Source organism: Neoalteromonas arenosi (genome assembly GCF_030362855.1).
Lineage (GTDB): Bacteria > Pseudomonadota > Gammaproteobacteria > Enterobacterales > Alteromonadaceae > Alteromonas_E > Alteromonas_E arenosi.
The window spans coordinates 990094-1010083 of record NZ_JAUCBP010000007.1 but is presented as its reverse complement, the minus strand read 5'-3'; the positions used below and the strand labels follow the sequence as shown (position 1 = coordinate 1010083).

The window sequence follows — 19990 nt, the reverse complement described above, 5'->3', positions numbered from 1 at the left end:
ATACTCGACTACACTTCGATATCTGAAACTTCCGCGTGATAGTTGAAGTACCTGGCAAGTACAAAGAAATAATCTGATAACCGATTGATATACGCTTGGGCAACCGGCGCAAGCTCATGTTGTTCAGCGAGTGAGACCAGCACGCGCTCCGCGCGCCGACAAACCGTGCGACATACGTGTGCTTGCGCAGCCTGTAGTGTGCCACCGGGCAAAATAAACGCCGTTTGCGCAGGAACAGATTTCTGCATAGCATCGATTGCATTTTCTAACGCTACAATGCGTGTTTCATCCAGCGTGCTACTCGCCGAAATGGCGAATCCCAGTTGAAACAAATCGCGTTGAACCAGAGTCAGCTGCTCAATCAGCGCCTTATCAGTGTTGTTGACGTGACTAATCAAAACCCCTACATGCGCATTCAGCTCATCCAGTGTGCCGTAAGCTTCAAGAAGTAGATCGTCTTTGCGCTTGCGCAACGTGTCTGTTAAATAAACCTGAGTTTCACCTTGGTCACCGGTTTTGGTGTAAATCTTCACTCGTTGGTTTCTCCGAGACTATCATCCAATAGGCTGGGGCGTTGATATCGACGAATTTGCACGATTACGCCAAACAACGGATGATCAAAATAATGGATTTGCTGACTAATAACCCGACGTAGCTGTTTCATTTCTATATTGTCAAATGCCACGGCTTCACCAAAATCATTGTATTGGCTAGGTCGCCTAAAACGCAGGTCGTTATCAACATGCAGGTATGGCACACCGCCAATGTATTGCAAGAACACTTTAAACTCACCGTCTAACTGCCATAAAGGTTTAATTAAATGTACGGCTTGTGCAACAGGATCCGTTTGCTCAGCGAGGATTTCGTCAACAATATTGGGGTTTACTGGGCCATTGATAGCCGCAAACAAGTCTGTGAAGAAAGGGTCTTCGTCCTGCGTTGTTTCGGTATTAGCTGACCGGTTTTGCTCCTGTTCTTGTTGACGCTCAAGTTCCGCTAATTGTTGCTCCAATTCCCAGCGTTGATAGAGCGGCGCGTTATAATCTTGGCCCGCAATTAAGCGCATACTTTGCGCAACATCTCGGCCAAAGAGCACCTCTTGACGCCACGCAGTGTGCAACAACACACGCTGGTTGCGTTGGCGCTGGATATCGTCAGCAAATTCTTGCAGCAAACGCTGATCATCATCGAGTAAATGCGGCTGATAACTACGCTGCCAATTAGCGCCTGTGGGGCTTTGCAGCATTTGGTTAGCACGCGGTAATAGGTCGATATTGTTTAGAAACACAAAGTGATCGGTTGCGAGCACATCACTTGGGGTAAGACAATCATAGGGGCGCTGCCATGTGACTTCAGCAAGTGGCGGTAATTTATCGATGTAGGCTTGCTGCGCTTCGATCAATCTCGTCAGAGGAGAAAGTGGTGGAGCTAAGACCGTTTCGCTTGGCTCTTCAGTATTCTCGACGTCTTCATCTTCAACAAGGTTTGGAAGGGGCGTGACTTCTTCAGGTGTCTCCTGTGTCAGTGTGTCGTCTGTAGCCGCTTGTTGAGAGGCTATAAACGCGCGATACTCTTCAATTATCGCTTCAACACTTGGTAGCTCATCATTTGGGCAAATCGGAAAGGTCCGCAACACTGATCTTACGTCAGGGTATAAAGCGCGGCTTAACAGGTCATATGCATAACCAGAGGGGGTCTCTGATTCGGAGTCAAACTGTTCTGCCAATGGGGTATCGTGCTGCCGCTCAAACACAATAACTTCAATATCGAACCACCAGTCTTGCTGCTGCGCTGCTACAGGTAAAGACATACCCACAACTACAGCGCCACAGATATAGGTGACGGCACTGATACGTTGCGTTAATGCTCTGATTTTACGAACGAACTGGCGCTTCATTGCAGATTGGATTCCTTACACAAATCGTCTAATAGGGAAGATACCATATCAAGTCGCTGTTGCGCAGAATCTGGCGTATTTATTAACTTGAGTCTAGTTGGGCCGTCAAATCTGAATTGTTTCGGCTTTGTTTGTATTAATTGGATGATGAAGCCAGGGTCAACCTTCGTGTCAGCTGCAAATTCTATACTGCCAGATTGGTTACCCATTTCTATTTTGGTTATGCCAATTCGCTTCGCTTTGAGCTTGTATTCTGCAATTGCAATCAAGTTTTTCGCTGCGTCAGGTAACATTCCGAAACGGTCGATAAGTTCTATTTGCAGCGCATCAATATCCACTTTGGTCTGACAGCTGGCTAGCTTTTTATACAGGGATAAGCGGATCCCGACATCGCCAATATAATCCTCGGGGAACAGGGCAGGAATGCGTAGCTCAATCTCTGCTTGTGTTGCGAGCACACTATCCAACGACGGCTCTTTCCCAGCTTTTAATGCTTCAACTGCTTGCTCGAGCATATCCATATACAAAGTGAAACCGATCGTGGCAATTTGGCCCGACTGATCATCACCCAATAACTCACCTGCGCCACGTATTTCGAGGTCGTGGGTCGCTAACTGGAAGCCGGCGCCAAGATCTTCGAGATTAGCAATGGCCTCTAACCGCTTAGTCGCATCTTTGGTCATGCGCTTAGGGTGGGGTGTAAGCAAGTAGGCATAAGCTTGATGGTGTGAACGCCCGACTCGACCGCGCAGTTGGTGTAATTGCGCCAAGCCTAGATGATCGGCGCGATCCATGATTATGGTATTCGCCGACGGGACATCGATACCTGTCTCTATGATGGTAGTACACACCAACACATTGTAGCGTTGGTGATAAAAGTCACTCATGACTTGTTCGAGTTCACGCTCGCGCATCTGGCCATGTCCAATAGCAATTCTAGCTTCAGGCACGATCTCGGCAATTTCATCTGCGGTGCGCTCAATTGTATCAACTTCATTGTGCAAGAAGTACACTTGGCCGCCGCGCAGTATTTCCCGCATTACCGCTTCGCGGATGATTTCTTTATTACGCTGTTGCACAAAGGTTTTAATCGACAGTCGTTTAGCCGGTGGCGTAGCAATTATCGAGAGGTCTCGCATGCCACTTAGCGCCATATTTAACGTTCGCGGTATAGGCGTTGCTGTAAGGGTAAGAATATCCACATCGGCGCGTAATGACTTGAATTTATCCTTTTGTCGTACACCGAAGCGGTGTTCTTCATCGATGATCACTAAACCTAGGTCGTTGTATTTAACATCATCCTGAATGAGTTTATGAGTGCCTACAACAATATCTACAGTGCCATTTGCAAGACCATTCAGAACGAGATTGGTTTGTTTGGTGCTAACAAAGCGAGACATGACTTCAATATTGAATGGCCAGTCGGCAAATCGGTCTTTAAAATTCTCAAAGTGCTGTTGCGCGAGTAGGGTCGTGGGTACCAAAATCGCCACCTGTTTACCTTGATTTGCGGCTAAAAATGCGGCGCGCATTGCAACTTCAGTTTTACCAAAGCCAACATCCCCGCAGACCAAGCGATCCATGGCGCTGGGTTGTCCCATATCATTGATCACTGCACTAATCGCTTGTTGCTGGTCGACCGTTTCTTCAAACGGGAAACTGTCGGCAAAGCGTTGGTATTCCTGCCAATCAATTTTATAAGCGAAACCGGGTTTAGCGGCACGTCGCGCATAAACATCCAACAATTGCGCGGCGACATCGCGTACTTTTTCTGCTGCTTTCTGTTTTGCTTTACTCCAGTTATCAGAGCCTAAGCCGTGTAACGGCGCATGATCAGGATCGCCACCACTGTAACGACTGATTAAATGCAGTGAAGCAACCGGGACATAAAGCTTGGCGGCCTTGGCATATTCAATAGTCAAGTACTCAGTGGTTACACCGCCGGCATCTAGAGTCTGTAGTCCTAAGTAGCGTCCGACACCATGGTCAATATGAACGACCGGTTGGCCCTCGGTTAACTCCGCTAAGTTGCGAATAACGGCGGATTCATCAGTAGCCCGCTGCTTTTCACGGCGCCTGCGTTGACTAACCTTGTGACCAAGCAGCTCGGTTTCAGTAATAAACAGCAATTCACCATCGCTGTCCTGTAAATGAAAGCTATTCTCGACATTACCGATGGTTAGACCCACAGATTCGTGCTGAGTGAGAAATTCGGTTAAAGACTTGACCGAGTGCGGCTTGAGATGCGCTTGCTTAAGTATTTTAATTAAGTTTTCTTTGCGTCCCAGTGTTTCCGCACAAAACAGCACTTTACCGCCATTGCCCAAAGTCTTCTCAACTCGTTGACGCAGTCGTTGAGCCGGCTCTTTGTGTTGTGGCTGAATCGCAATATCATCGACTTTGTGCACCCCAAAGTTAAACCGGCCCGCTTTAACTTCAACGGCGGGTACTTGAATTTTAATCCGCGGCCACTGTTTCAGCTGTGCAAACACCTCGTCAACACTGAGGTAGATTTCGGCCGGAGGGAGTAATGGCCTCTCAGGAATGTAGCGGCGCTGCTCGTAGCGGTGGTTGATATCTGCCCAGACAAACTCACACGCATCAACAATATCGCCATGCAGCAAAACTTGGGTATTATCACTCAAGTAATCAAACAAAGTTGCTGTTTGCTCGAAAAACAGTGGCAGATAGTATTCCACGCCACCAGGCAGAGTGCCTTGCCCCGAAGTCACTCGATGAAATATAGAGTCTTTGGCATTAGTGGCATCGAAGTGAGTTAAAAATTGTTCACGAAAGCGAGAAATTCCCGCTTTATCGGTAGGGAACTCACGAGCAGGTAATAGGCGTATTTCATTAACACTATCACCAGAGCGCTGGTCTTCGGGGTCAAAGATCCGGATGGAATCAATTTCATCGTCAAACAAGTCGATTCGAAACGGGTGATCGTTCCCCATCGGGAATAAGTCGATGATGCTCCCGCGGACCGAGAATTCGCTATGACTCATCACCTGATTGACATGCAGATATCCGGCTTTTTCAAGCTTACGACTGAATGCTTGAATATTGAGTTTTTGGCCGGTCTTTAATAGCAGCAAATATTGCGCAAGGTATTCTACTGGTGCTAGGCGCTGGATCAGCGTATTGATTGGAACAATAAATAGCGCATTCTGACTTTCGCCCAAAGCATCTAGCGTCTCTAAGCGTTGAGAAACGATATCCTGATGCGGTGAGAATGTATCGTAGGGCAAGGTTTCCCAATCGGGAAAGACATTAATCTTGAGTGAATTCGGCTGCCCGAAAAATTTTATTTCGCGTTCGAGTCGATGAGCACTGGGGGTATCTGCAGTAACCAGTAACGTAGGGCCCTGGTGTTTGTTAACGACATTAGCGATAGCAAGCGCAGAGCTACTGGCGGGGAGTTCACCCCATTGTAATTGATCAACAACCGTGGCTTTTTTTACCGGTAAGACCGGATCGAAAATAGAATGACTCATGAATGCGAATAACAACCTTAAAGATGCGCGTTTTTACTCAGAATTGTTCGATTCAGATCGCTTCCGCAACTGTTGAGTTTGGAGGTGCAAACTTGCGCGTACCAATAACTCTTGGTCAACATTGCGGATCCGACTAAAAATGAAGGCGCTATGGTAACCATCTGGATGCTCGTCGCAAGTAATTACTTCAGCAAAGCAATATACCGCTGCCGCTTCTTCGGTGAGAAAAATTTTGAGCTCGACATGACTGCCAACCGCGAAGGGTGTTGAGGTTAAAACTTCAATCCCGCCACCACCGAATCGCAACGTGGAGTAACGCGCCGTTTCTTCATCTTGCTGATGCAAAATAAACGACATCATCAAATCTATTTTGCGCGCTTGTGCATTCAGAAATTCGGCGAGCTCTGCCGCGTGGCTGCTGAGGTTGCGCAGCGGACGTAACGCTTGTGCTTCAATACTGGCCATCTCACCGGCTATTTTAAAGGCATAAGGCATGCATTCTTCAAGCTTATTAGCAGCGGGTAAGGTGTTCTCGTCAACCGGCTTAATGTTGACATTGAGCTCGTGTTTAATCAGAAAATACTCATTAAACTGTTGGCGTTTTTGTTCTGCTGTCAAATCATCGAATGCCGGTTCAGTCATAGATTACCTTGTATGCCCTTGCAGATGTTCGTATCATGCAACGCATTGTCGCATTAACTATAACTTTCGCAAGCTATTCACAGTTTTCACAGCAAAAGGTGACCTGCCGTTATGTTTCATCCCGTTTTCGCGTTTATTGGCTTGCGCTATTCTCGTGCCTCACAAGCGAGTAGTTTTGTCGCGTTTATCAATTTCTTTTCCGTTACGGGTATAACCTTGGGCATCATGGCGCTAATCATCGTGTTGTCGGTGATGAATGGTTTCGAAGGTCAATTAAAGCAGCGCATCTTGGGCATCATGCCACATCTAACTGTTGCAACAGCACCGGAAAAAATAACCTTTGTAGACCAATCGCGTGTGGTTGGTACTATGCCATATCTAGAAGCAGAGGGTGTCATTCAAACACCTACGGAGCTTCGTGGAGTTGCCATTCAAGGTATCATGCCGGAACAAATGCAATCATTGTCTATAGTCGCGCAAAGCCTTGTCGTCGGCAGTTTTGATTCACTTACCGAGAAGTCATTTCGAATTATAGTTGGACAAGCGTTAGCGGCCCAGTTGAACATCAGACCGGGCGATCCGCTGCGTTTGCTGGTGGCAGGCGCGTCAGTATACACACCGTTTGGACAAGTACCGAGCCAACGCCTCGTAGAAGTCGTTGGGGTTTTTAATGTGGGTTCGGAGCTCGATGACAAAACCATTTACATGAATGCGGCGGACTTACAGCGTTTATTGCGGCAACGAGGCGCTATAGATAATACTCGGGTGTTTTTGGATGATGCCTTTGCGTATGAAGCTATTGCTCAGGAAATCGAAGCCCAAGGTTTAGTATTCGAAACTTGGAGGGCACGTCAGGGCCCGTTATTCGACGCAGTGAAAATGGAAAAAAACATGATGTTTTTGTTATTGCTTCTGGTCATCGCAGTGGCTGCATTTAATATCGTTTCTGCATTGGTGATGATCGTCAATGAAAAGCAAGGGGATATAGCAATTTTAATGAGTCTGGGAATGGCTAAAAGCGAGGTTATGAAAATCTTTCTTTTTAATGGCGTTGCCAATGGCCTAAAGGGTGCAATACTGGGGACTGTATTGGGCGTGCTAGTGGTTTGGCAACTGAATACCATACTCGATCTGTTTAATGTGAATACTGGCTATACTATCACTGGCGGATTGCCGGTTGATATGCGCGTTGAACAAGTCATCGCGGTCACCTTGTTTTCGTTGTTGTTGTGTATACTCGCAACGATTTATCCGGCGCTAAAAGCATTGCGCGTGCAACCTGCCAGAGCCTTACAATACGAGTGAGTTTTCACTATACTTGCGCCACTCGAAAATATCGGAAGTTGTTATGCAAAAAACCTATATCACCGCTCAGTCTTTGCTAGAAGACTCGTTCCGACTTGCCTCGCAAGTTTTTGAAGACGGCTTTCGGCCGCAATTTATCGTCGGTATATGGCGAGGTGGTGCGCCTATAGGTATTGCGGTTCAGGAGTTTTTTGAATTTCGAAACACGCCAACTGATCACATCGCTGTGCGCACATCGTCTTATTATGGAATCGATAAGCAGAGCAAAGAAATCAGGGTTCACGGTCTGCACTATTTGATTGAAAACGCCAATGCTGACGATGCGATTTTAATCGTAGATGATGTGTTCGATTCAGGACGCAGTGTCGATGCCTTGATCAAAAAGATCCGTAGTCAGATGCGTTTAAATATGCCAAGTGATATTCGTATTGCATGCCCTTGGTATAAACCCAAGAATAATAAAACTGATTTGGTGCCCGATTACTTTGTGCGTGAAAGCGAAGAGTGGTTGGTCTTCCCGCATGAATTAGCCGGTCTTACCGAACAGGAAATCCGTGAAGGTAAAACAGAGCTCAGCGGTATAATGGACGTGCTGTTCAAATCGTAAAACGGAAAAGCCGCTGAGAACAGCGGCTTTTTTTATTTACCATCAATATAGAATTTGTCGTGAAACGTATAAACCCAGTGGGGTTTGTAGATTATCAGTAAGGTCATTGTCATACCGTTGAGCATGCCTTCTGGGAAGAGCATTAACGGTATCAAGATCAAAAAGTTATCTTTTACTGTCAGCCAATCATAGGTGCCATCAATCACATAATAGCTACCCAATAAAAACATCTTTAACGCAATTAACGCGGCACCTGGAATAAATGCACATACAAAGATATACAAAAAAAGATTACGTGGGAGCCGGTGAAAAGAAATGTTATAGATTAGATGGGTGATGACAATCGGTACCGCAACACCCAACAAGCCATTGACCCCAAGCATTTGCCATTGCTCGTAACCTAATGCCGTAACACCTAACAACGCTGCGGTACCCGCTAACAATGCGAAGCGCACACCAAGCGTTAAAGCCAGCGCCGAGAGCCATAGGAAGTGAACATCCAACCCTTCGTAAATACCGGCGCGAAAGATCCATAGCACAAAAACACTGGCGGCGGCACCAAACACTAAGTGTTGTTGTAGTTTGGAGCTTCTTAGCTGTGTAAATTCGATATGTTTCACAACACTCGCTAACAAGGCCAAGAGACCAAGTGCGGCTATGACTTGTAACATCGTCATGGTTTAACTCGCAAATTCCGCCCAAATTGGTGCATGATCAGAAGGTTTTTCGATACCTCTTAGTTCGTAATCAATGCCGGTTTGGGTCAATGCTTGGGTCAAAACTTGCGTCGTAAGGATAAGGTCAATACGTAATCCTCGATTGTCATCAAAGCCTTTTGAGCGGTAATCAAACCAACTAAACTGATCGTTTACCTCAGGGTGTTGAAGGCGAAATGTGTCGGAAAACCCCCAATCAATCAGAGTGTTGAGCCACTCGCGTTCTTCTGGCAAGAAACTACATTTGCCTGTCTTCAACCAGCGTTTTGCATTGGGTTCACCGATACCGATGTCTAAATCTGTATGCGATATGTTTACATCGCCCATCACGATCACTGCCTCATCAGCACTGAAATTGGTTTGCAAATGATGGTTTAAATCGGCGTAAAATTTTTGCTTAGCAGGAAACTTAACTGGGTGATCACGATTCTCACCTTGAGGAAAATAGCCATTGAGCACTGCAACGGTTTGACCATTAAATTCATAATAACCCGTGATCATACGGCGCTGTGCATCTTCTGCATCGCCAGGAAAGCCATATTCCACTTTGCTTGGCGCCTGCTTAGACATAAGGGCAACGCCGTAATGACCTTTTTGACCATGAAAGGCAACATGATAACCAAGTGCTTCAATATCACTCACTGGAAATGCTGCGTTATCCACTTTTATTTCTTGTAAACCGATGACATCGGGTTGATGTTTATCGATAAGCGCTTTGAGTTGGTGAATACGAGCACGAATACCATTGATATTAAAGGATACAACTTTCATAGTTTTCTAGGTAAAAGGATTTTTCAGCAATGGTAGCAAAGCGTTTGACGATAATGAACCAAAGTGAGCAGGTGACTTTATAAGTTGGTTAAATAGTAATCACATTTAACTATATATGAGTAGCTTATTACGGCTGTCCTCGGTACAATTAACCGTCACTTTAAAGGACTAAAAGCATGAATATCGACGGACCAGTTACACCCACGGAAACACTCTCTCCGGATGAATTTATCCGGGTTACTCGCCTTTCTCCTGAAGATCGCTTCGAATACTTCTTACAGGCGCTAAAAAGCAGTCACTGTTTTTGGGGATTGTTTGGCAAAAATGGCTGGATCATGGTCGACAGCGAAAATGAGCTTTGCTTACCCATCTGGTCGCACGAGGAGTTTGTTGTAGCGTGGGAACGCGATGATTTTCCTGAGTGCGCACCCAAGAAAATTACCGCTTCAGAGTTTATCGAATTGTGGGCGCCCGGTCTTGAGAAAAACAATACGTTGCTATTGGTTTTTCCATGCGGAGAAGAAGAAGAGGGTATTGTCATGCACGCAAATGAATGGGTAACGTGTATGCAAGAGGTTTTACCCAAAGACTAACAGTGTTTTATACTAGCGGTTCATTCACACTAAATGATTGAACGATTGAGTATTAGAGACCACTTTCCGTATTTCCAGCAGTCTACTGGTATTTATGCCGACAGCGCTGCGACTACGCATAAAACACAAGCCGTAATTGAACGCACTGTCGAATTTCTCACTCGGGATTATGCGACAGTGCATCGCAGTGCTTATCGAGCGGGTAACAACGCGACAAATAAATTTGAAGCAACAAGACAAAAAGTTGCTGCGTTTATCGGCTCACCATCAGCTAATCAAATTATTTTTACCAAAGGGGCAACAGAGTCACTGAATGTACTTGCGACTACACTTGGCAATTCAGAGCTGTTATCCGGTAGTGAAATCCTTGTCTGTGGCAGTGAGCATCACGCAAACTTGTTGCCATGGCAGCAGCTAGCAGAGAAGCGTGGATTAACACTAAAGATCATGCCGATCAATAGCGCTGGCCAGCTAGAGGTTGAACGCGCTCTGGCAATGGTTACGCCAGCGACAGCGATTGTTGCGATAGCACAGGTATCAAATGCACTGGGCAATGAGTACCCAATCAAACGCTTTATAGATGCCGCCCATGCGCACAAAGCGTTGTCGGTTATTGATGGAACTCAGGCCGTTGCGCACATGCCAGTGGATATGCGTGAGTTAGCGTGTGATTTTTACGTCTTTAGTGCGCATAAAATGTATGGTCCCACGGGCGTTGGCGTACTTTATGGCAAAGCAGAGTTACTCGATGCGCTACCGCCTTATCAATTGGGTGGAGAGATGGTTGCTCAAGCAACATTTTCGAGGGCCAGTTGGCAATCAAAGCCACTGAAATTCGAAGCGGGTACACCCAATATTGCCGGTGTCGTCGCTTTTGCTGCTGCAGTTGATTTTTTGGCGAAGCATCTGAAAACCATTCAAGAGCATGAAAAGACCTTAGCTGTGAATTTGTATAGGGGCCTAAAAGCGATTGAGGGGCTGCGAATGCTCGGCGATTTTGGCCAAGGCATTAGTAGTATTCCGCTCGTTTCGTTTATCCTTGATAGCGTCCATCATCACGATGTTGCTTTACTGATGGATAAAGCGTCAGTAGCCGTGCGAAGTGGGCATCACTGTGCGATGCCTTTAATGGATGTATTACAGGTGTCCGGAACTACGCGCATATCGCTAGCTGCCTACAACACCGTTGAAGAAGTCGAGGCTATTGTTGATGCACTTAAAAAGGCGCTAGTAATGGAGGCTAATGCTACTGTTGAAACTGTATCAGACGCAGAATTACCGATAGCCACGGCGATTAGAACGGCCACTGGCTGGGATGCGGTATACCGGCAAATAATGTTAGCGGGTAAACAGTTACCTGTATTAGCCCTCGAATTGCGCGGCGAGGCCACCAAAGTGGTTGGGTGTGAGGCCGACGTTTGGCTGCACAAAGTGATACAGCGAACAGGTAATACTGCGTATGCCGCATATTCGCCTTCGAAAATTGTCCGAGGCCTGCTGGCAGTGGTATTAGAGCGCGCAAATTCACTCGCGCCAGAGCAACAAGTGAGATTCGATTACCATCAACACTTAGAAGCGATAGGCTTACAGCGGTTTTTAAGCGACTCTCGGCAAAATGGTATCAATGCAGTAATTCAAGCGATAAAGTCGTAAATAGCGCTACACTGTATTGATATTTTAAAGGAGGACTTGTGATTGGTAATGTCCTACGTTTTACACTGTTGTATTTTGTAAAATTAATGCGTTATTGGTGTTATCCAACGAAAGTGGAATGGATTAACCCGCCCACCGACAAAGACTGGTGCGACGTGCGCTTAATATTGATCTTAAATCACACCAGCCTGCTCGAGTTTATCTACAGTACTGCAATGCCTACTCGATTTTTGTGGCAAATGTCACAGCGCTTAGTGTTTCCGGTTGCCGATGTCAGTTTGCGCAAGCCGCAGGGGAAAATCCTCAAATTGTTTGCTCCGCGTATCGCCAGTTTAAGTCGTAAGCGCGATCACACGTGGAAGCACTTTTTGGAGCTATTAGCAAGCGATTCAATCTTGATATTTATGCCTGAAGGTCGAATGAAGAGACCCAATGGACTGGATAAAAATGGACAACCCATGACGGTAAAAAGTGGTATCTGCGACTTGTTACCGCAATTTTCCGGTGGCAGTATGATCATTGCGCACAGCGGCGGCTTACATCATGTAATGGCGCCCGGACAGTCGTTTCCACGTCCTTTTCGAAAATTGGCCGTTAACTTGGATGCAGTGAATATCGATGATTATCTGGCTCAATTTTCCACAATCACTGATGAGAGAGAGCGGCAAAGCGCGATATGCCGTGATTTGGAGACTCGGCGCGATCGGTATTGCCCAACGCTCTGATCTGCTGAACAAAGTAAAACCACGCCGCTTCATGGTGCGTAAATGACAATGTTGTAAATGGATTACCTGTGGTTACAAAATATTTTAAAAATAAATCAATAAAACGAAATAAAAATCACAGTGACTCGGTCTTTACGAGCATGGCTAGTAAAGAAAAACGCTATGAGGCGCTGGTACACGCACTGCACAAAGACTTGTACCGCTATGCCTATTGGTTAGTTAACGATAGACAGGTAGCAGAGGACTTGGTGCAAGAGACTTTTTTGCGCGCATGGAAAGCCCTTGATTCTTTGCAAGATGAAAGAGCCGCTAAGTCATGGTTAATCACCATCTTGCGGCGCGAGAATGCCCGTCGCTTTGAGCGTAAACAATTCGATTTGGTTGATATTGATGACCATAACGTTGCCGATGTGCAAGGCACAACCAATGAACAAAACGCTGAGCAACGATGGATGCGAGCGCAAATTGGCAAACTAGCTGAAGAATACCGCGAGCCATTAATGCTTCAAGTTATTTGGGGATTTAGTGGAGAAGAAATTGCCAAGTTATTAGAGTTAAACAGAAATACTGTAATGACTCGATTGTTTAGAGCCCGAAATATGTTGAAAGAAAATGTGGAAAATGATGTCAAAGAAGCGAGGTCAAACTAATGGATGATTTAGAATTTCGCCGCGCGTTATTGGCTGATCCCAACGCGCAATCCGAAGAAATTAAACGCGCTATTGCCGATGATCCGGCTAAGAAGCATTACGTTGATGAAATGCGAGTATTGAATGCCAAAATTGATGCTGCTGCAAAAGTTGATGTACCTGAAGACTTGGCGAGCAAGTTGATTTTGCGTCAGGCAATGGAAAGCCAAGAAGACGTCGACGATAGTTCCGATGCACCTGTAAAATTAAAGGCCGCCAATGACGCTAATTACTGGCAAATTGCAGCTGCGGCGTGTGTGGCTTTTGTGATTGGTTTAATGATCAATGTGAGCTCGTTGCAACCGGAAGGCAATTTAGCCGCGGGAGAATATGCACTCACATATTCCTATAAGGATGTCCAGCAAGCTGAGCAATCAATTCCTCTAGAGGAGGTGAATGCACAGTTAGCGAGCTACGGCGTGCAAATGGAACAAGAAATAGGGCCTGTTATGTACGCAAACTCTTACCATTGTAATTACAACAACGTCAGTGTGTTGCGATTAGTGGTTGAAGGCGAGGCAGGTAAGATCAATATGTACATATTGCCTAAAGACAATCGCCTCGGCGGTTGGGACGAGTTTAGTGATAGTCGTTTCAACGGCAAAGCGTCGCGCTATAGCAACGCAGATATGGTGATTGTCGGTGAAAAAGGCGAACCGCTACATACATTCCAGAGCAGAGTTGAAAACAGTATGCGTTGGGCGATTTAATCGCCCCTAGTAATCATGCTAACTGCGCATAATTTGTTTTTTAAACCGGTGCGGCCATACTCGTATTAAATGAGCATTGGACAGTTATTGTGAAACAACTTATTTATATTAGTCGTGCTACAAAACCATTTGATAATAACGAGTTAGCTGAATTAGCTGCGATTTCAAGCGCCGCAAATAAGCAACGCAATGTCACTGGGTGTTTGACCTATAATGAAGGTGTTTTTTTACAGCTTTTAGAAGGCGAAGATTCAGTGGTTGATAGCTTGTACGCGCATATTGCAGCAGACCCACGACACACCAAGAGCCGAATCGTCTACTCACGACAAGAGTCAAAATGACTATTTAATAACTGGTTCATGAAACTAGTTTCGTTGGATTTTAAGCAACAAAAAGATCTTTCTAAGTTAAAGGAAGTCATTGACCAAATAGATGACGAGAACCGAATTAAGAACATAGATGCAGCATTAGCCATCGTAAAAACATTTGCATCACTATAAAACGCGAGGTCAAGCTATTGCTGATTGACGCTATTTTACACCTTTATGTCTAAGACAAATTGGTCTTTACCTTGTTTTTTAGCTTGATACATCAGACCGTCAGCTAGGCGGTAAACCTCTTGCTCTTCAACTGCTTGCTGGCTTGATACCACTATCATGCCAAGACTAATACTGATTTTGATGTGGTTAGACTTTCCCGTAACACAAATAGTACGCATACTTTCAACTAATCGTCTGCAGCACTGTTCAAATTCATCTTTATTAGTTCCGGATAAGCATACAACAAACTCTTCGCCGCCATAACGGCATAACGAGTCTTCACTGCGTACGGATTTAGATAAGACTTGAGCAACTTCAATTAAAACCCGATCACCAACATCGTGACCATAATTGTCATTGATGAATTTGAAGTCGTCGATATCAATGACAGCAAACCCTATATTCTGCTCTCTTCTGCGTGCTATCTTGACCTGTTTATCAAATAAATGGCTGAAGAACCGTCGGTTTGCAAGGTTTGTAAGCGGATCATAATACGCAATTTTCTCGAGTTTCGCGGTGGCTTTTTTGAGCGTTAGCGTTCGTTCTTTTATCTTAGTTTCAAGCGACTCTTTTAACGCTTTTAAGTCTGCATTTCTTGTCTTTAGTTGTTCTTGTTGGAACCGTAACTGCGAGACATCGCGTTCGATCGCGGCAAAATGCGTAACGTCTCCACGCCGATTTTTGAGCGGGAAAATACTCAATTCAATCCAGTAGGGCCTGCCTTGATGGTCATAGTTTAACAAGGTTTCTGATATGGCTTCGCGCTTCAATAACGCGCCTCTTATTCTCTGTTTTGCTGCAGCGTCCGTCAGCGCTCCTTGCAATATTCTCGGCGTCTCACCAATCGCTTCTGCCTTGGAGTAACCCGTTAGGCGCTCAAAGGCCTTATTGACATAAACGATTTTTGGACCGTCAGGATAATCAATGGTGTCTGCTTCAGTGACAATCACGATATCTTGAGTATTTTCGACGATATCCTCTGCGGAGAATGGTCTGACAGTTTCAGTGACGTCAGAGAAAGTAATTACAATAAAACTATTATCATCACCTATTCGACCCTCGATATAACCATTGACAAGAAACCAGCTGATAAAATCTGCGTTCTTATCAACTACGCCAATAACTTCGTTTTCTATATTGCCATTAGAGCTTTGAACGCGATTAACCGGGTATTGCTCTAGCTCTAGCGGTTGGCCACTTTCATCCAAAAAATGCCAACCAGGATCGAACGCATCTTTGCCAATGAGTTGTTGGTAATCGAGACGTAAAAGGCGAAGAGCGGCAGGATTGGCATATACTATTGATGTGTCATAACGATGAATGACTACGCCCATATGCGCATTATCGAGTATTTTTCGCAGGTCTAGCTCTTCAATTTCCATATGTACGCACCTCCGCATAAAGCATAGTCGAGTACTCGAGTTTTAGACAGCGACATAAGTAAAACGCGATATCGACAAATGTCAAACTAGCAATTGGCTACTTTTTACTAGTTGTACTTATTCTTGGCCTCTATCCACTGCGCCATATAGCGAGTGCTAGCCAGGGTATGATGGTGCAGCATAGCGCCGACAAAATTGTCTTGGCGCAATTGGGTTAGGTTGAGTTTTGCATCAGTAAGGCGCTGGATTAGTGCCGCTTGGTGATGCTGTTTAGCATCTGCGTCTATCTCTAGCGCAGCAATTTTTTTTTGCGCCAAATGCCACGGCTCAGCATTGTTGTAGAGATACTCGGCAGCATCCACAAAGGCCTCATCGTTATCGGTTACGATCCCCGGCCAGTGTTCTGGTGAGGTGATACCTTCAATCCCTACTGTAGTCGTTATACTTGGCGTTTGTGCCTGAAATGCATCTAAAAACTTGCCTTTTACACCCGCGCCAAAATTAAGTGGAGCCGCACAAACGCGCGCGTTGCGCAATACTGCTTGCGCATCTTCAGCCCAGCCTTTGACTAAAAAGCCGTCTTTCTCGTTATGCAGTTGAGTGGCTTTCTTAGGTGGGTAGGCGCCATAAATTAGCATGTTTGTATTTGGCACACGGCGCCGAATCCGAGGCCAAAGCTGTTTGAGCCTTAAAACCGCGTCCCAATTGGGGGCATGTCTAAAGTTGCCGATAAAGATAAAGTCTCGTCGTTCGGTATAACTGGGTGTGAGGTTCCCTGAACTGAGAGCTGGCAATAGAGGGAAGTGCCAGGTGTTTTTCCGATTGACTGGAAATTCAGTGGTTATGAACTGTTGCTCATACGATGATACAAGTAAGGTTAAATCGCTGCGCAAAATACTGGCTATCTCGCGATAGAACAGTGCTGTGTGCAGGTCTATATCATCCTTATTTTGCTTGTATTGTTGCTGACGAGCATCGCGCAATGCGTGCAAGTCTTCGGTATTTAACACGCGCAATGCATCGGGAGCATGCTCTTTGACTCGCCATGAAAATTGCTCTTCTGTCATAAAGCGGTCAAAGATTACGATATCGGGATTACAGCGCTGAATAAACGCGTCAAAACTCGAATTGTTGAGCTCGATCGTCGTCGGTCTAACACCGTATTTATTGAGATCGATCGCATGTTTAGAGGGTGCTGCAGCCGACGCAAAAATGGTGTTCCAGCCTGCATTGACGAAGGCCTCTAACAGATTCAGCATATTTTGCCCAGCGGCGGAAGAATTTGGCTCTGGCCATACGTAGCCAATCACGACAACTTGCATAGTTTTGGCGCTTATTCATAAGACTTTAAAGGAATGATTAGCGTATGATATCAGCAAGTAAGACAAATATAATCCATTGATGAATAAACATCTTATCTTTGGTACCGGGCTAATTGGTAGTTACTTGGGTACCGTTATGAACCAAATTGCACAGTCATCCGATAATATCGGCATGGCTAAGGTCGTTTGGTATGCAAGGCCGAGCTGGGCTGAGAAGCTAACTAATGGCGTGCGTATAACTGACTTTAATCAAAATGAAATCGCAAACGCAAAGCCAAGCGTGATCACACAATTGGCTGGGTTAACTGACGAAGAACCGATTGATTACGTATGGCTCACGGTGAAATGTACAGCTGTGGAAAATGCCAGTAAGGACTTGTGCAAAATAGTTAGACCTCATACTGTCATCATCTGTTGTCAAAATGGGCTTGACTCTCATATGACAGTGAAACGAGCTTTCCCTAACAACTTGGTTTTACGAGTGATGGTTCCGTTTAATGTTGTTGAGCAAGGGAATGGGCATTTTCACCGTGGCTCAGAGGGGACACTGACGATAGAAACGAGTGCTCATGATCGAGTATTTCGACGTTTGTTAACTGAACCCAGTATCAATAATGGTAGCGACACAAGCATTTTGCCATTGGCGTTCACTGAGGAAATGACTGCATTGCAGTGGGCTAAATTACAATTGAACTTAGGCAATAGTGTGAATGCATTGGCGAATATTCCAGTCAAGGCTATGCTTGAAGATAGAGGCTATCGGCTGATCATTGCAGCGATGATGTCAGAATTGCTAACAGTGACTCGACAGGCAGGGATTGTACTACCCAACGTCGCAGCGGTAGGGCCACGGGTAATTCCATGGGTATTGCGATTACCCAATGTATTGTTTAAACGCGTTGCCAATCAAATGTTACAGATTGATCCGCATGTAAAAACCTCTATGTGGTGGGATTTAGAACTGGGGCGGACAACAGAGATTGATTTTCTCAATCAAAAGGTGGTTGAATACGGTCAACAGCTAGGTGTTGCTTGTCCGGTGAATCAAGCTATTGTGAGTACCGTTAAGGCCGTAGAGCAGCATCCCGAGAATAGGCCCACGTATTCGGCGGATGAGCTAACAAATTTGATAAAGTCGTTCAGGCCAGACGTTAAGGGTAATGTATGAACGTTGTAGAATATGCAAGTGAGGCGGCAGAGTTGTTTGTGTTACCTGATACGGTAACCAGTCTTCGCGCAGTTATAGATGACGAACAGTCTACCGTTGATGACATTGCGCGTTTGATCACCTTTGATCCGACGCTCGCAGCACAGCTTCTAAAGCTTGCCAATAGTGCGATGTACAAGTTTCCCAATCGCATCGACACTATATCAAAAGCGATTCAGATCATTGGCACCAAAAGCCTGTATGACTTAGCCGTTTCGTATGGTGTGGCGAAAACCTTTGCTTCTGTAAATGCCAATATTGTCGATTTAGATAAATTTTGGGAGCAGAGTCTCAGCTGTGCGCTATTGGGCAAACATATCGCTGAAGCAAAAAGGTTACGTCAGCCTGAACGCCTGTTTGTTGCAGGATTGCTACATAACATCGGTGAGTTGGCGATGGTGCAAATTCATCCGGAAATGGCATCTCAGTGTGCCGCGATTAACAAAAATACCACGCCGCGCGTGATGCAGCAGACGTTATGTGGTTTTACGTTTGCGGAGTTATCCTCAGAGATTATGACTGCGTGGGGCTTGCCCGATACTCTCAATGATTTGGTGAGTCGTGTACATCACAAGCTTTTCCCGGCAGACGATACCGACGTGCAAATAATGCAGCTCGCGTACGTCCTCGCACTTGATAACGTCAACCAAGACGTATACGAACCCTACGCGAATTTGCAGCCGTTTTTAAATGAGTGTTTAAAACTAGACGAAGATGACATTGAAGTTGCATTAGATACCACCAACTTACAGTGTATTAATGTTATTTCAATGTTTAACCCAAGTGCTTTTATGGTGTACTAGGGCTATCTCGTTAGTCGAATATTGCCACTGTTTGGCGACTAATGGCGACTAGTTCACCTGCCGCATCCCATATATTCGCTTCTGTGTGTCCGTAACCTTCTGCCGCTTGGCGCGTTTCAGCTTTATAAGCAAACCAATCATCCGCCGCAACTGGCTTATGTGGATGAATAAATTCTAAGTTCCAGCTGACGGTGCTTGCGGGTGCGGGCCATTTTAGCTTCTGTAGTAACGTTGGCGGCCACGCATCTATCAACGTAATTAGATGGACATCAGATATCTCTGTAGGCGGCTTTTTAAAGCGCATCCAACCGTGATAGTGGGCATCTTTACCATTCATAAACGGCACACCGCCAGCATTTATTGCGAGGTCAAAATGACGCAAAAATCGCGGTGTAACCTTGGGGATTTGGGGGATAAACTTGGCTTTCTTCGGTGGCTCTAAATCATGTGTGTCTGTGTTCTCAACACTGATTTTAGAGGGCCTGCCAACACCGAAACAGGCTTGTGCGACTAAACAATACTTATCGTCTTGACGGATCTCAGCTTGAATTTGAGCGACGTTTTTACCACTTCGCAATACCTTAGCTGTGATAGTAAAGGCTTTGTCGAACATTAATGGTCCAACGAAGTTAGTTGTAAAAGAGCGTAGCACTCGATCGCTTTCAACTAATGGTTTGCAGACCAAGTAGGTTAAACCTGCTGAAACACCGCCAAATAACGTGCGTCCTTGGGCCCAGTCATCACCAATCGATAGTTCGACGGTATTTTGGTCTTCAGTCAACACTTGGTTGTCGGAAATTAACTGAATAAGTTCATCGATATGCATGTGCTGGCCTCTGGTCGGATGAGTTGCGCGTATCATGCTTGATACGCAATAGAAGTGCAAACGGTTTTACTTATGATCACAAATAATTAACATTTAGTTGTTCAATTTT

19 protein-coding genes are annotated in these 19990 nt (G+C 45.4%); 10 read left to right on the top strand and 9 right to left on the bottom strand.

Annotated features, from left to right (window positions below; translation table 11 throughout):
* Positions 1–8 precede the first annotated feature (8 nt).
* The 4 genes from QTP81_RS10890 to QTP81_RS10875 are packed head-to-tail and all read right to left on the bottom strand — an operon-like array spanning position 9 to position 6033.
* On the bottom strand, positions 9–533 hold the full coding sequence (locus tag QTP81_RS10890; protein WP_289365463.1) for a cob(I)yrinic acid a,c-diamide adenosyltransferase: 525 nt from the start codon (positions 531–533) through the stop codon (positions 9–11).
* Complete coding sequence (locus tag QTP81_RS10885) at positions 530–1897, bottom strand: CsiV family protein (RefSeq protein WP_289365461.1); 1368 nt, start codon at positions 1895–1897, stop codon at positions 530–532. Before QTP81_RS10885 ends, QTP81_RS10890 begins: the two co-directional genes overlap by 4 nt.
* Positions 1894–5391 (bottom strand): transcription-repair coupling factor, encoded by a 3498-nt coding sequence (gene mfd / locus QTP81_RS10880; protein ID WP_289365459.1) that lies wholly within the window; start codon positions 5389–5391, stop codon positions 1894–1896. Before mfd ends, QTP81_RS10885 begins: the two co-directional genes overlap by 4 nt.
* Positions 5392–5424: 33 nt before the next feature.
* A complete protein-coding gene (locus tag QTP81_RS10875; protein WP_289365457.1) occupies positions 5425–6033 on the bottom strand; it encodes a PilZ domain-containing protein in 609 nt (202 codons plus the stop codon).
* 111 nt (positions 6034–6144) lie between these two features.
* Here QTP81_RS10875 and QTP81_RS10870 point away from each other — a divergent pair, with 111 nt between their 5' ends.
* Positions 6145–7338: a lipoprotein-releasing ABC transporter permease subunit gene (locus tag QTP81_RS10870; RefSeq protein WP_289365456.1), complete on the top strand. Its 1194-nt coding sequence runs from the start codon at positions 6145–6147 to the stop codon at positions 7336–7338.
* A gap of 43 nt (positions 7339–7381) precedes the next feature.
* On the top strand, positions 7382–7945 hold the full coding sequence (locus tag QTP81_RS10865; RefSeq protein WP_289365453.1) for a phosphoribosyltransferase: 564 nt from the start codon (positions 7382–7384) through the stop codon (positions 7943–7945).
* Positions 7946–7977: 32 nt separating this feature from the next.
* Here QTP81_RS10865 and QTP81_RS10860 read toward each other — a convergent pair whose 3' ends face one another.
* Positions 7978–8622, bottom strand: coding sequence for an energy-coupling factor ABC transporter permease (locus QTP81_RS10860; protein ID WP_289365451.1), 645 nt, complete (start codon positions 8620–8622; stop codon positions 7978–7980).
* A 3-nt stretch (positions 8623–8625) separates the two neighbouring features.
* Complete coding sequence (xthA, locus tag QTP81_RS10855; protein WP_289365449.1) at positions 8626–9432, bottom strand: exodeoxyribonuclease III; 807 nt, start codon at positions 9430–9432, stop codon at positions 8626–8628.
* A gap of 176 nt (positions 9433–9608) precedes the next feature.
* Between xthA and QTP81_RS10850 the strand changes: the two genes are divergently transcribed.
* The 6 genes from QTP81_RS10850 to QTP81_RS10825 all read left to right on the top strand — a co-directional run bounded on the left by QTP81_RS10850 (position 9609) and on the right by QTP81_RS10825 (position 14143).
* Positions 9609–10025 (top strand): DUF2750 domain-containing protein, encoded by a 417-nt coding sequence (locus QTP81_RS10850; RefSeq protein ID WP_289365448.1) that lies wholly within the window; start codon positions 9609–9611, stop codon positions 10023–10025.
* A 45-nt stretch (positions 10026–10070) separates the two neighbouring features.
* A complete protein-coding gene (locus tag QTP81_RS10845; protein ID WP_289365446.1) occupies positions 10071–11678 on the top strand; it encodes an aminotransferase class V-fold PLP-dependent enzyme in 1608 nt (535 codons plus the stop codon).
* 38 nt (positions 11679–11716) lie between these two features.
* Entirely contained in the window at positions 11717–12403 is a 687-nt protein-coding gene (locus tag QTP81_RS10840; RefSeq protein ID WP_289365444.1) for a hypothetical protein, read from the top strand.
* A gap of 98 nt (positions 12404–12501) precedes the next feature.
* Positions 12502–13053: a sigma-70 family RNA polymerase sigma factor gene (locus QTP81_RS10835; RefSeq protein WP_289365642.1), complete on the top strand. Its 552-nt coding sequence runs from the start codon at positions 12502–12504 to the stop codon at positions 13051–13053.
* Complete coding sequence (locus QTP81_RS10830) at positions 13053–13802, top strand: DUF3379 family protein (RefSeq protein WP_289365442.1); 750 nt, start codon at positions 13053–13055, stop codon at positions 13800–13802. Before QTP81_RS10835 ends, QTP81_RS10830 begins: the two co-directional genes overlap by 1 nt.
* Positions 13803–13891: 89 nt before the next feature.
* Positions 13892–14143, top strand: coding sequence for a BLUF domain-containing protein (locus tag QTP81_RS10825; RefSeq protein ID WP_289365439.1), 252 nt, complete (start codon positions 13892–13894; stop codon positions 14141–14143).
* A gap of 194 nt (positions 14144–14337) precedes the next feature.
* On the opposite strand, the gene QTP81_RS10820 is transcribed toward QTP81_RS10825, so the two are convergent.
* Together QTP81_RS10820 and QTP81_RS10815 are read right to left on the bottom strand one after the other, a co-directional pair.
* Positions 14338–15723 carry a diguanylate cyclase gene (locus QTP81_RS10820; RefSeq protein ID WP_289365437.1) on the bottom strand — a complete coding sequence of 462 codons (1386 nt, stop codon included), beginning with the start codon at positions 15721–15723 and terminating at the stop codon, positions 14338–14340.
* 107 nt (positions 15724–15830) lie between these two features.
* The gene (locus tag QTP81_RS10815) at positions 15831–17045 is read right to left on the bottom strand and encodes a glycosyltransferase (RefSeq protein ID WP_289365435.1); all 1215 of its coding nucleotides are present in this window, start codon (positions 17043–17045) and stop codon (positions 15831–15833) included.
* 79 nt (positions 17046–17124) lie between these two features.
* Here QTP81_RS10815 and QTP81_RS10810 point away from each other — a divergent pair, with 79 nt between their 5' ends.
* A complete protein-coding gene (locus tag QTP81_RS10810; RefSeq protein ID WP_289365434.1) occupies positions 17125–18213 on the top strand; it encodes a 2-dehydropantoate 2-reductase in 1089 nt (362 codons plus the stop codon).
* Positions 18210–19055: an HDOD domain-containing protein gene (locus QTP81_RS10805; protein WP_289365432.1), complete on the top strand. Its 846-nt coding sequence runs from the start codon at positions 18210–18212 to the stop codon at positions 19053–19055. The genes QTP81_RS10810 and QTP81_RS10805 overlap by 4 nt, the downstream gene beginning before the upstream one ends.
* 10 nt (positions 19056–19065) lie before the next feature.
* Here QTP81_RS10805 and QTP81_RS10800 read toward each other — a convergent pair whose 3' ends face one another.
* On the bottom strand, positions 19066–19881 hold the full coding sequence (locus QTP81_RS10800) for an acyl-CoA thioesterase (RefSeq protein WP_289365431.1): 816 nt from the start codon (positions 19879–19881) through the stop codon (positions 19066–19068).
* Positions 19882–19990: the final 109 nt, after the last annotated feature.

What these genes read in the sequence shown, in the direction of transcription:
- QTP81_RS10885 (WP_289365461.1), bottom strand. Translation starts at nt 1,897, where the DNA reads ATGAAGCGCCAGTTCGTTCGTAAAATCAGAGCATTAACGCAACGTATC.
- mfd (WP_289365459.1), bottom strand. Translation starts at nt 5,391, where the DNA reads ATGAGTCATTCTATTTTCGATCCGGTCTTACCGGTAAAAAAAGCCACG.
- QTP81_RS10875 (WP_289365457.1), bottom strand. Translation starts at nt 6,033, where the DNA reads ATGACTGAACCGGCATTCGATGATTTGACAGCAGAACAAAAACGCCAA.
- QTP81_RS10870 (WP_289365456.1), top strand. Translation starts at nt 6,145, where the DNA reads ATGTTTCATCCCGTTTTCGCGTTTATTGGCTTGCGCTATTCTCGTGCC.
- QTP81_RS10865 (WP_289365453.1), top strand. Translation starts at nt 7,382, where the DNA reads ATGCAAAAAACCTATATCACCGCTCAGTCTTTGCTAGAAGACTCGTTC.
- QTP81_RS10860 (WP_289365451.1), bottom strand. Translation starts at nt 8,622, where the DNA reads ATGACGATGTTACAAGTCATAGCCGCACTTGGTCTCTTGGCCTTGTTA.
- xthA (WP_289365449.1), bottom strand. Translation starts at nt 9,432, where the DNA reads ATGAAAGTTGTATCCTTTAATATCAATGGTATTCGTGCTCGTATTCAC.
- QTP81_RS10850 (WP_289365448.1), top strand. Translation starts at nt 9,609, where the DNA reads ATGAATATCGACGGACCAGTTACACCCACGGAAACACTCTCTCCGGAT.
- QTP81_RS10830 (WP_289365442.1), top strand. Translation starts at nt 13,053, where the DNA reads ATGGATGATTTAGAATTTCGCCGCGCGTTATTGGCTGATCCCAACGCG.
- QTP81_RS10820 (WP_289365437.1), bottom strand. Translation starts at nt 15,723, where the DNA reads ATGGAAATTGAAGAGCTAGACCTGCGAAAAATACTCGATAATGCGCAT.
- QTP81_RS10815 (WP_289365435.1), bottom strand. Translation starts at nt 17,045, where the DNA reads ATGCAAGTTGTCGTGATTGGCTACGTATGGCCAGAGCCAAATTCTTCC.
- QTP81_RS10810 (WP_289365434.1), top strand. Translation starts at nt 17,125, where the DNA reads ATGAATAAACATCTTATCTTTGGTACCGGGCTAATTGGTAGTTACTTG.
- QTP81_RS10805 (WP_289365432.1), top strand. Translation starts at nt 18,210, where the DNA reads ATGAACGTTGTAGAATATGCAAGTGAGGCGGCAGAGTTGTTTGTGTTA.
- QTP81_RS10800 (WP_289365431.1), bottom strand. Translation starts at nt 19,881, where the DNA reads ATGCATATCGATGAACTTATTCAGTTAATTTCCGACAACCAAGTGTTG.